The following is an 11,474-nucleotide window of genomic DNA, read 5'->3' on the forward strand; positions in this document are numbered from 1 at the left end:
TGGCGGGCATGGCAGGACAGCCCCGATCTCGATGACGACGGTCCCCGCCGAACAGTGACCGAGGACCCTCCCGCATATCCAGGTGATACGGACCAACCCGACCGGTCTGCCGCGATCCTGTCTCCGGACACCGTTCCTCACTCCACCACCCGCTCGGGTGACGGAGGGCCTTCGGCTTCCAAGGAAGGGGACTTTCGCCGCTCTCCTTCTCCTCGGCCGCCGCGATCTCCTGGAAGGCAACCGATTCGAGGAGTGCCCCATGACCATGGTCGAGGAGACCAGGATCGACCCCGAGGAGCGCATCGAGCAGCTGATGCGGGATCTGCGCAGCTCGCGATCCGGGCTGTCCGAGCGCGAAGCGCGGCGGCGGCTGGTCCAGCTCGGTCCGAACGAGCTGCGCCGACGCGGCGGCCGGCGCTGGCCACGGGAGCTGGCCAAGCAACTGATCCATCCGCTCGCGCTGCTGCTGTGGGCCGCTGCCGGGCTGGCCTGGCTGGTCGGCATCGTGCCGGTCGCCATCGCGATCGTGGTGGTCATCGCGCTCAACGCCGCCTTCGCGTTCGCGCAGGAGTCCCAGGCCGAACGCGCGGTCGAGGCGCTCGCGGCGTTCCTGCCCACGCGGGCCAAGGTCCTGCGCGACGGCCAGCCGCGCGAGATCGACGCCGGTGAGCTGGTGCCTGGCGACGTACTGATCATTTCCGAAGGCGACCGGATCTCCGCCGACGCGCGGCTGCTCGACGGCGGTGTCGAGGTGGACATGTCGACGCTCACCGGTGAGTCGATGCCGGTCTACCGCGCGGCCGAGCTGGCCGACGTACACGTGCCGCTGTTGCGGGCGCGCGATCTCGTGTTCAGCGGCACCACCTGCACCGAGGGCGAGGCACGCGCGGTCGTGTTCGCCACCGGCATGCACACCGAACTCGGCCGGATCGCCGCGCTGTCCGAACGCGTCGGCCGCGACGAGAGCCTGCTGGAGAAACAGGTCCGCCGCATCGCCTGGCTGATCGCGCTGGTCTCGGTCGTGCTCGGCATCGCGTTCATCCCGGTCGCCACCGCCGGCGCCGGGCTGTCGCTGGCCAACGCCGTGGTGTTCGCGGTCGGGCTGCTCGTGGGCAACGTGCCCGAGGGTTTGTTGCCGGTCATCACGCTCGCGCTGGCCATGGGCGTACGCGGCCTCGTCCGGCGGGGTGCGGTGGTGAAACGGCTCTCCGCGGTGGAAACGCTGGGCTCCACGGACGTGATCTGCACCGACAAGACCGGCACACTCACCGAGAACCGGATGCGGGTCACCGAGATCCAGACCGAGCCGGGCGAAGACCCGCGCCGCAGGCTCGCCATCGCCATGGCCGCCTGCAACAACGCCCAGCCGGGTGCGGGCGATCCAACCGAGATCGCGTTACTCGACTCCGCCGCCGAACTCGGCGAGCACGTCGATCCGGAACGGCGGCCGGCCCGCCGGCACCATCTGTTCCACTTCGACCCCGCACTCAAGTTGATGTCCACCGTGGATGAGCGCGGGGGTGGGTTGTGGTTGCACACCAAAGGGGCACCCGAATCCGTGCTCCCGCACTGCACCACGGTTGTCACCGACGGCGCACCGCTGCCGATGACCGCCGACAAACGCCGTGAGCTCGAATCGGTCGTGGAACGGCAAGCGCGGCAAGGACTGCGCGTGCTCGCGGTCGCCGAACGGCGGCTGGACTCGGTTCCCCGGCGGCGCGACGAAGCCGAGCGCGACCTGTCGCTGATCGGGCTGGTCGCCATGATCGACCCGCCACGGCCCGAGGTCGCCCAGGCCGTGGCCGACTGTCGCGCCGCCGGCATCCGGATCATCGTCATCACCGGCGACCACGGCCTGACCGCCACCGCCATCGCGGCGCAGGTCGGCATCACCTCCGACCACCCGACCGTGATCACCGGCGAGCAGCTCGACCGGATGACCGACGCGGAGCTGGAAAACCTCCTGCGCGACGCCGAAGAACTGATCTTCGCCCGCAGTTCCCCCGAAGCCAAGCTGCGCATCGCCGACGCCTTGCGCGCGGGCGGCCACATCGTCGCGATGACCGGAGACGGCGTCAACGACGCACCCGCCCTGCGCAGCGCGGACATCGGCATCGCCATGGGGCGCTCCGGCACCGATGTCGCCCGCGAGGCCTCGACGATGGTACTCACCGACGACAACTTCGCCACCATCACCACCGCGGTGCGCGCCGGGCGTCAGGTCTACGACAACATCCGCAAGTTCATCGTCTACATCTTCGCCCACACCACCCCGGAGATCACGCCGTTCCTCGTCTTCGCGCTCGCCGGCGGTGCGATTCCCCTGCCACTGACCGTCCTGCAGCTGCTGGCCTTCGACGTCGGCACGGAAACCCTGCCCGCGCTGGCGCTGGGCCGCGAACCGGCCGAACCCGGCCTGATGAACAAACCACCGCGCAAACGCGGTCAAGGCGTGATCACCACCCCGATGTTGTTGCGCGCCTGGCTGTTCCTCGGCGTGATCTGCGCGGCCCTGCAGATGCTCGGCTTCTTCTACGTACTGATCAAGGCCGGCTGGCATCCCGGCGAGGAGACCGGCGCCGGTACGCCGCTGCACCACGCCTATCAGCAGGCCACCACGATGACCTTCGTCGGTATGATCGCGGGCCAGATCGGCACCGCGTTCGCCGCGCGCACCGAACGAGCCTCGCTGCGTTCGATCGGCGTGTTCTCGAACCCGTTGCTGCTGTGGGGAATCGTGTTCGAACTCGCGCTGGCCGCGCTGCTCGTCTATGTTCCGCCGATCCAGGCCGTGCTCGGCACCGCGGCACTCGGCCCGGACATGCTCGCACTGGTCCTGCCGTTCCCGTTCATCGTCTGGGGAGCCGACGAGATCCGCCGCTGGCTCCTCCGCCGCCACGAACGCGAGGTTCCCAGTACGTGACACCGTGGGTGCCCCGGTGATCGGCGTGCTCCCCGATGCGCGAGCCGGCCGGGCGGCGCTGCGTGCCGGAGTCGCCCACCCAATGGTCGAGCCGCACCAGCGGTGCCCTGCCGTTGGTCGACGGCGACCAGGTCGTCGGCACGGTCCGCCGTCGAGAAATTCTGTCCTCATTGGCATTCGGACATTCACCCGACATTCGTCCTCGCCTGAAGAGACCTCCGGCCCCAGCGTCCCGGCCCCGGCCGCGTCAGGCTCAACACACCAGGCTCAACGCATCAGACAATGGAGGATCCATGACCATCCAGGATGAAACGAAGCTCACCACGTCGATGCAGATCCCCGCACAGCGGGCCGCGCGGACCGCGCCGAAGCACGGCGCCGTCATGACGCCGACCGCCGCCAAGGTCACCGCGGTGCTGCGGATCGCCACCGGATTCCTCTTCCTTTGGGCGTTCCTCGACAAGACCTTCGGCTTCGGCTACGCCACCCCGTCGGCGAAGGCCTGGATCAACGGCGGCTCGCCCACCAAGGGTTTCCTCGGCAACGTGCACGTCGGACCGCTCGCCTCGACCCTGCGCTCGTGGGCAGGCCAGCCGTGGGCCGACTGGTCGTTCATGATCGGCCTGGCCGCGATCGGCCTCGCCCTCCTCTTCGGTGCCGGCCTGCGCATCGCCGCCGTGGCCGGGACCGCCATGATGCTGCTGATGTGGATCGCCGAATGGCCACTCGCGAAGACCACCGAACTCGGCAAGGCCACCAGCTCCACCAACCCGATCGTCGACTATCACCTCATCTACGCGATCGTGCTCATCGCCCTCGCCGCCACCTACGCCGGTAACACCTGGGGCGTCGGCCGCTGGTGGGCCGAAACGGTCCGGCACAACCGCTGGCTGCTCTGACGCCGGCACACGGCGCCCGCCGGGATCGCTTTCCGCGGGCGCCGCCGTTGCCGGTCGCACCCGGCAGTGCCGGTAGCGATCGACAGTCCGGCCGACGACCACCGGCAGGGCGACCACTTTGATCGCCGATCGGGCGAGTGGTGCGGAAGAACAGGCCGAGACGGGGTTCGCGTCCGGAGCTGTTGACGTGGATGGTGTGGACGTGTGCCAGGTCGGCAGGGTCGATGAGGACGCCGATTTCTTCTTCGGCTTCGCGTGCGGTGGCGGCCAGGACGGATTCTGGCGCAACGATCAAGTCGGGGCTCGAACCCCGAAACCACGGGCAAGTACGGGTCTTCGGACGGGGCCGTAAGTCCCTGGGGTGGAGGACCTTGATCTCTCGCCCAAGGTGTGGGGTCGACGTGATGCTGGTGCGGGAGTCGGGCCAGAGATGAGAAGGAGCCGATTCATGCGGGAGTCGGAACCGGCGCGGACGACCGGGCCGTCGGCGGGGCGGCGGGCCATGATGCTTGCGCTGGCCACGGTCGGGTTCGCGGTGAATTTCTGGGCGTGGGCGTTGCTGAGTCCGTTGGCGCCGCTGATGAAGGAGACGCTGCGGCTGGATTCGTTCGCGCAGGCGCTGGTGGTGGCGGTGCCGGTGGTGGTGGGGTCGCTGGGCCGGATCCCGGTGGGCGCGCTGACCGACCGGTACGGCGGGCGGGTGATGTTCCCGTTGATCTCGGCGGTGACGATCGTTCCCGTGCTGTTTCTCGGTCTGGTGGGGCACTCGTCGCTGGTGACGCTGCTGGCCGGCGGGTTCGTGCTCGGCGTCGGTGGCACGGCGTTCGCGGTCGGGGTGCCGTTCGTGTCGGCCTGGTTCCCGCCCCGGCGGCGCGGCCTGGCGCTCGGTGTGTTCGGCGCGGGCATGGGTGGGACCGCGATCAGCGCGCTGACCACGGTGAACCTGGTCAAGGCGTGGAGCTTTCCGGCGCCGTTCCTGGTGACGGCTGGGGTGCTGGGCGGGTACGCGGTGGTGGCGGCGTTGCTGCTACGGGACGCGCCGGGCCGCACGAGCCCCCGTGAGTCGCTGGGGCGCCGGTTGGGCGCGGTCCTGCAATTGAGGGTGACCTGGCAGGCTTCGGCGCTGTATGCGGTGGCGTTCGGTGGCTTTGTGGCGTTTTCGGTGTACCTGCCCGCGTATCTGAAGACCGCGTACGGGCTGGCGCAGGCCGACGCGGCGAACCGGATGGCGGGGTTCGTGCTGCTGGCGGTGCTGATGCGCCCGGTGGGCGGCTGGCTGTCCGACCGGCTGGGGCCGGTGCGGGTGCTGGCGTGGACGTTTGCCGTGGTCGCCGCCGGGGCCGTGGTGCAGTCGTTCACGCCCCCGCTGATGCCGCTGGGCACGATCGCGTTCCTGGCCATGGCCGCCGCGCTGGGCGCCGGCAGCGGTGCGGTGTTCGCGCTGGTCGCGCTGCTGGCCCCGCCGCAGCAGGTGGGGTCGGTGACGGGTGTGGTGGGCGCGGCCGGCGGGCTGGGCGGGTTCGTACCGCCGCTGGTGATGGGTGCTCTCTACGGCGCGCTGTCGTCCTACGCTCTCGGGCTTGTGGCGCTCGCGCTCGTCGCTGTCGCGGCGCTGGTGTTCACCGCGACCGGGGTGCGGCACGCCGCCCAGGTCCGCGCGCCGGAGGTGGCCCGCCATGTGTGAGTACTGCGGCTGTCAGGCGCTGACCGCGATCGCCGAGCTGACCGCCGAGCACGACCACGTGGTCGCGTTGATCAGCCAGGTGCGGACGGCGCACCGGGACGGGGATGCGGCGCGGATGGCCGAGCTGGCCCGCGAGATCGCCGTGGTGCCGGGGCCGCACACCGTGGTCGAGGAAGACGGGCTGTTCCCGGCGCTGGCCGGTGAGTTCGCCGAGCACGTGACCGCGTTGCGGGCCGAGCACCGCCAGATCGAGGCCGTGCTGGGTGAGGCCGCGACCGGGGTACCCCGAGAGCCGGGATGGCCGGACCGGCTGCTGACCGTCGTCGGGGTCCTGCGGGAACACATCCTGACCGAGCAGGACGGCGTTTTCCCGGCCGCGCTGGGCTTCCTGTCCGTCGAGGACTGGGCTGTGGTCGATGCGGTGCGGGCTCGGGTGGGCGGTGGCGTGATTCGTGGCACCGCGATGTCCGGTTGAGGCTGTTAGCCTCGATTTGGTGCTCGTGATCAACCGACGTTTCAATGACGAAAGGGCGGCGCGATGGCTGCGGACGAGTCCGTCCGCGTGGGGCTGGACGGTGAGCTGACCGAGGCGCTGGTGCGCACCCGGCGGTTCTTCACCCGCGGAGAGGTGTCACCGGATTTGCGTGCCCTGCACCTGGTCGGTGGCCGCCAGGCCGACGAGTTCTACCGGGACCGGTGGAGTCACGACAAGGTCGTGCGGTCCACGCACGGGGTCAACTGCACGGGTTCGTGTTCGTGGAAGGTCTACGTCAAGGACGGGATCATCACCTGGGAGGCGCAGCAGACGGACTACCCGTCGGTGGGCCCGGACCGGCCGGAGTACGAGCCGCGGGGCTGCCCGCGTGGGGCGGCCTTCTCCTGGTACACCTACTCGCCGACCCGGGTGCGCTACCCCTACGTGCGGGGCGTGCTGCTGCAGATGTACCGGGAAGCCAAGGCCCGCACCGGTGATCCCGTGCTGGCCTGGGCGGAGATCGTCGACGACCCGGAGCGCGCCCGGCGCTACAAGGCCGCGCGGGGCAAGGGCGGCCTGGTGCGGGCCGGCTGGGACGAGGCGGTCGAGCTGGTCGCCGCCGCCCACGTGCACACGATCCGCCGATATGGTCCGGACCGGCTGGCCGGGTTCTCACCGATCCCGGCGATGTCGATGGTGTCGCACGCCGCGGGCGCCCGATTCTATTCGCTGCTCGGCGGGGCGATGCTGTCCTTCTACGACTGGTATGCCGACCTGCCGGTGGCCTCGCCGCAGGTGTTCGGCGACCAGACCGACGTGCCCGAGTCGGGCGACTGGTGGGACGCCGGGTACCTCATCATGTGGGGCTCGAACCTGCCGGTCACCCGCACCCCGGACGCGCACTGGATGGCTGAGGCCCGCTACCGCGGGCAGAAGGTCATCGCGGTGTCCCCGGACTACGCCGACAACGTGAAGTTCGCCGACGAGTGGCTGGCCGCCCAACCCGGCACGGACGGCGCCCTGGCGATGGCGATGGGCCACGTCGTCCTCACCGAGTTCTTCGTTCGCCGCCAGGTCCCGTACTTCACCGACTACGTCAAGCACTACACCGACCTGCCGTTTCTGGTGCGCCTCGACGTGCGCGGAAACGTTCACGTGCCGGGTAAATTCCTCACCGCCGAGGATCTCGGGCAGCACGGCGAGCACGCCGCGTTCAAGACCGTCCTGCTGGACTCGGCGACCGGCGAGCCGGTGGTGCCCAACGGATCGCTCGGTTTCCGTTACGGCGAGGCGGGCGCCGGGCGCTGGAACCTCGATCTCGGCGACGTCGACCCGCTGCTGTCGCTCGCGGGTGGCGAGGCCGTGGAGGTGGAACTGCCCCGGTTCGACACCCCGGACGGCTCCGCGTCCCTGGCGCGGCGGGGTGTGCCGGTCCGGCGTGTGGGCGAGCATCTGGTCACCACCGTGTTCGACCTCCTGCTCGCCCAGTACGGCGTCCATCGCGAGGGGTTGCCCGGCCAGTGGCCGGCCGGCTACGACGACGCGACCGAGCCCTGCACCCCGGCCTGGCAGGAGAGCATCACCGGCGTCCCGGCGAAGGCCGCGGAACGCATCGCGCGCGAGTTCGCCACCAACGCCGAACAGACCCGCGGCCGGTCGATGATCATCATGGGCGCGGGTACCAACCACTGGTTCCACTCCGACACCATCTACCGCGCGTTTCTCGCCCTGACCACGCTCACCGGCTGCCAGGGTGTCAACGGCGGTGGCTGGGCACACTACGTCGGCCAGGAGAAGGTCCGCCCGGTCACCGGGTACTCGCTGCTCGCGACGGCCGCGGACTGGAACCGCCCGGCACGACAGATGATCCAGACGGCCTACTGGTACCTGCACACCGACCAGTTCCGCTACGACCAGTTCAGCGCCGACACCCTGGTCGCGGCCAATGCCGGCGGCCGGTTCGGGGGCAAGGCCACCGCGGACGTGCTGGCCTCCTCGGCGCGCATGGGCTGGATGCCGTCATACCCGACCTTCGACCGCAACCCCCTCGACCTAGCCGACGACGCGGGCGAGACACCGATCGGCGAACACGTCGTGGCCGAACTGAAGGCCGGGAAGCTGCGGTTCGCCGCCGAGGACCCGGACGCGCCGGAGAACTTCCCGCGCGTGCTGACCGTGTGGCGGGCCAACCTGCTCGGCTCGTCGGCCAAGGGCAACGAGTACTTCCTCAAGCACCTGCTCGGCACCGACGCCTCGGTGCGGGCGGCCGAGGCGCCACCGGAGGTCCGGCCGAAGGACGTGGTGTGGCGCGAAAAAGCGCCCACCGGGAAGCTGGACCTCCTGTTGACGCTGGACTTCCGGATGACCAGCACGACGATTTTCTCCGACGTGGTGCTGCCCGCGGCGACCTGGTACGAGAAGCACGACCTGTCCAGCACGGACATGCACCCCTTCGTGCACGCCTTCAACGCGGCGATCAGCCCGCCCTGGCAGACCCGCACCGACTGGGACTCCTTCCAGACGATCGCGCACGCGTTCAGCAGGCTCGCCGAGAAGCACCTGGGGGTGCGCAGGGACGTCGTCGCGGTGCCGTTGCTGCACGACACCCCGGACGAGCTGGCCACGCCGCACGGCCGGGCCGCGGACTGGAAAACCGGGGACTGCGAGCCGGTGCCCGGCAAGACGATGCCCAAGTTTGTGGTCCTCGAGCGCGACTACCCTTCGCTGGCGGCGAAGATGGCCGCACTCGGCCCGCTCGCCGACACGCTCGGCGCGACCACCAAGGGCGTCACCTTCGACCTGAGCCAGGGCCTGGACTACCTACGGCACAAGAACGGAACCGTCCGAAGTGGACCCGCGGCGGGCAGGCCGGCGCTGTCCCGGGACGTGCACGCGTGCGAGGCGATCCTCGCGCTGTCCGGCACGACCAACGGGCGTCTGGCCACCCAGGGGTTCCACGCGCTGGAACGGCGCACCGGCATGCCGCTGGCCGACCTGGCCGCCGAGCACGAAGGCAGGCAGATCACCTTCGCCGACACCCAGGCCGCGCCGGTGCCGGTGATCACCTCGCCGGAGTGGTCTGGCTCGGAGACCGGTGGGCGGCGGTACTCGCCGTTCACCATCAACGTCGAGCGGCGCAAGCCATGGCACACCCTGACCGGGCGGCAGCATTTCTTCCTCGACCACGACTGGATGGCCGAACTGGGCGAGGGGCTGCCGGTGTTCCGGCCACCGTTGCACATGGACGCGCTGTTCGGTGAACCACACGTCGGCGAGCCGACCAAGGGATACAGCGGCGAGCCGACCATTGGATACAGCGGGGACCGCGCGCTGGGTGTGACGGTGCGGTACCTGACGCCGCACTCGAAGTGGTCGATCCACTCGGAGTACCAGGACAACCTGTTCATGCTCAGCCTCTCCAGAGGCGGGCCCACGATCTGGATGTCCAAAGAGGACGCCGCGAAGATCGGGGTGGCGGACAACGACTGGATCGAGGCCGTCAATCGCAACGGGGTCGTGGTGGCCCGGGCGATCGTGTCCCACCGGATGCCCGAGGGGACCGTCTACATGCATCACGCGCAGGACCGGTTGATCGACGTGCCGCGCAGCGAGATCACCGGCCGCCGGGGCGGGATCCACAACTCGCTCACCCGGCTGCTGATCAAACCGTCGCACCTGATCGGCGGTTACGCCCAGTTGTCCTTCGCCTTCAACTACCTCGGCCCCACGGGCAACCAGCGGGACGAGGTGACCGTGATCCGGCGGCGGAGCCAGGAGGTGGCCTACTGATGGTGCCGAAACGAAGCTTGCGAGTGAGCCGATGAAGCCGATGGCCCAGATGGCGATGGTGATGAACCTCGACAAGTGCATCGGCTGCCACACCTGCTCGGTCACCTGCAAACAGGCCTGGACCAACCGCAGCGGCGTCGAATACGTCTGGTTCAACAACGTCGAAACCCGCCCGGGGCAGGGGTATCCGCGCACCTATGAGGATCAGGAGCGGTGGCGAGGTGGGTGGACGCTGAACCGCCGTGGCCGGCTCGCCCTCAAGGGTGGTGGCCGGCTGCGCAAGCTGCTGACCATCTTCGCCAACCCGAAGCTGCCCGGCATCGACGACTACTACGAGCCCTGGACCTACGACTACGACACCCTTACCAGCGCACCCGCCCAGGAGCACACCCCGGTCGCCAAGCCCCGCTCACTCATCAGCGGCGAGGAGATGAAGATCTCCTGGTCGGCCAACTGGGACGACAACCTCGGCGGCGCACCCGAGCACGGCCACAACGACCCGCTGCTGAAAGGCATCGCGGACAAGGTCCGCTTCGAGTTCGAGCGGACCTTCATGTTCTACCTCCCGCGAATCTGCGAACACTGCCTGAACCCCTCGTGCGTGGCCTCCTGTCCCTCAGGCGCGCTGTACAAGCGCACGGAAGACGGCATCGTCCTGGTCGACCAGGACCACTGCCGCGGCTGGCGGATGTGCGTGTCCGGCTGTCCCTACAAGAAGGTCTACTTCAACCACCGCACCGGCAAGGCCGAAAAGTGCACCTTCTGCTTCCCCCGGGTGGAGGTCGGCATCCCGACCGTGTGCGCCGAAACCTGCGTCGGACGGCTCCGCTACATCGGGCTGGTGCTCTACGACGCCGACAAGGTGCTCGAAGCCGCGTCCACACCGGACGACCGGGGCCTCTACCAGGCGCAGCGCGAAGTGTTCCTTGACCCGCATGACCCGGAGGTGATCCGCGCGGCCGAACGCGCGGAGATCCCGCGCGACTGGATCGAAGCTGCGCAACGCTCCCCGGTCCACGCGCTGATCAACACCTACCAGGTCGCGCTGCCCCTGCACCCGGAATACCGCACCCTGCCGATGGTCTGGTACATCCCGCCGCTGTCGCCGGTGGCCGACGTCGTCCACGCGGCCGGCTATGACCCGGACCGGCCGGACCGCGTGTTCGCCGCCATCGACGCCCTGCGCATCCCGGTGGAGTACCTGGCCAGCCTGTTCACCGCCGGGGACCCCGGGCCGGTGCGGGCGGTGCTGCGCAAGCTCGCCGCCGTACGTGCCATCCAGCGGGCCGGCCAGCTCGGCCTCGAGCTCGATGACGACCTGCCCGCCTCGGTCGGGTCCACGCCGGACGAGCTCGACGACCTGTACCGGCTGCTCGCGATCGCCAAGTACGAGCAGCGTTACGTCATCCCGCCCGCGCACGCGGAGGAAGCCGGACGGCTGATGGGCCAGCACGAGCAGCTGTTCTGCAGCCTGGACACCGAAGGCGGGCCCGGCATGGGCGGCGACGGCCCGGGCAACACCGGGCCGCACGGCATCCAGGCCTGGCGGCCGGCCGGCTCACCCGGCCAGGAGCACACGTTCCGCGCGGACGACGGCCGCACCCACTTCAACCTGCTCGGCTGGGACGGGCAAGGCAACCCACCAGACCTTTTCCCCGAACGGGGGACCCCATGAGCGATACTGCCGCGTACAAGCTCGCGTCG

The 11,474-nt window shown here is 69.7% G+C and carries 6 protein-coding genes; all 6 read left to right on the plus strand.

Annotated elements, in window-relative coordinates:
• Positions 1-259: 259 nt before the first annotated feature.
• The 6 genes from VJT49_RS33040 (at position 260) to narH (ending at position 11,445) form a co-directional block, all read left to right on the plus strand.
• Positions 260-2,923: a cation-transporting P-type ATPase gene (locus VJT49_RS33040; protein ID WP_324168914.1), complete on the plus strand. Its 2,664-nt coding sequence runs from the start codon at positions 260-262 to the stop codon at positions 2,921-2,923.
• A gap of 293 nt (positions 2,924-3,216) precedes the next feature.
• Positions 3,217-3,822 carry a hypothetical protein gene (locus VJT49_RS33045; RefSeq protein WP_324168915.1) on the plus strand — a complete coding sequence of 202 codons (606 nt, stop codon included), beginning with the start codon at positions 3,217-3,219 and terminating at the stop codon, positions 3,820-3,822.
• A 448-nt stretch (positions 3,823-4,270) separates the two neighbouring features.
• Positions 4,271-5,506, plus strand: a complete 1,236-nt coding sequence (locus VJT49_RS33055) for an MFS transporter (protein WP_324168916.1) — start codon at positions 4,271-4,273, stop codon at positions 5,504-5,506.
• On the plus strand, positions 5,499-5,981 hold the full coding sequence (locus VJT49_RS33060; protein WP_324168917.1) for a hemerythrin domain-containing protein: 483 nt from the start codon (positions 5,499-5,501) through the stop codon (positions 5,979-5,981). Before VJT49_RS33055 ends, VJT49_RS33060 begins: the two co-directional genes overlap by 8 nt.
• A gap of 63 nt (positions 5,982-6,044) precedes the next feature.
• A complete protein-coding gene (locus VJT49_RS33065; RefSeq protein WP_324168918.1) occupies positions 6,045-9,770 on the plus strand; it encodes a nitrate reductase subunit alpha in 3,726 nt (1,241 codons plus the stop codon).
• Positions 9,771-9,801: 31 nt separating this feature from the next.
• Complete coding sequence (narH, locus tag VJT49_RS33070; protein ID WP_324168919.1) at positions 9,802-11,445, plus strand: nitrate reductase subunit beta; 1,644 nt, start codon at positions 9,802-9,804, stop codon at positions 11,443-11,445.
• The last annotated feature ends 29 nt before the right edge of the window (positions 11,446-11,474 follow it).

This window comes from Amycolatopsis sp. (assembly GCF_035276945.1).
Taxonomy (GTDB): domain Bacteria; phylum Actinomycetota; class Actinomycetes; order Mycobacteriales; family Pseudonocardiaceae; genus Amycolatopsis_E.

What these genes read in the sequence shown, in the direction of transcription:
- VJT49_RS33055 (WP_324168916.1), top strand. Translation starts at nt 4,271, where the DNA reads ATGCGGGAGTCGGAACCGGCGCGGACGACCGGGCCGTCGGCGGGGCGG.
- VJT49_RS33040 (WP_324168914.1), top strand. Translation starts at nt 260, where the DNA reads ATGACCATGGTCGAGGAGACCAGGATCGACCCCGAGGAGCGCATCGAG.
- VJT49_RS33060 (WP_324168917.1), top strand. Translation starts at nt 5,499, where the DNA reads ATGTGTGAGTACTGCGGCTGTCAGGCGCTGACCGCGATCGCCGAGCTG.
- VJT49_RS33065 (WP_324168918.1), top strand. Translation starts at nt 6,045, where the DNA reads ATGGCTGCGGACGAGTCCGTCCGCGTGGGGCTGGACGGTGAGCTGACC.
- VJT49_RS33045 (WP_324168915.1), top strand. Translation starts at nt 3,217, where the DNA reads ATGACCATCCAGGATGAAACGAAGCTCACCACGTCGATGCAGATCCCC.
- narH (WP_324168919.1), top strand. Translation starts at nt 9,802, where the DNA reads ATGAAGCCGATGGCCCAGATGGCGATGGTGATGAACCTCGACAAGTGC.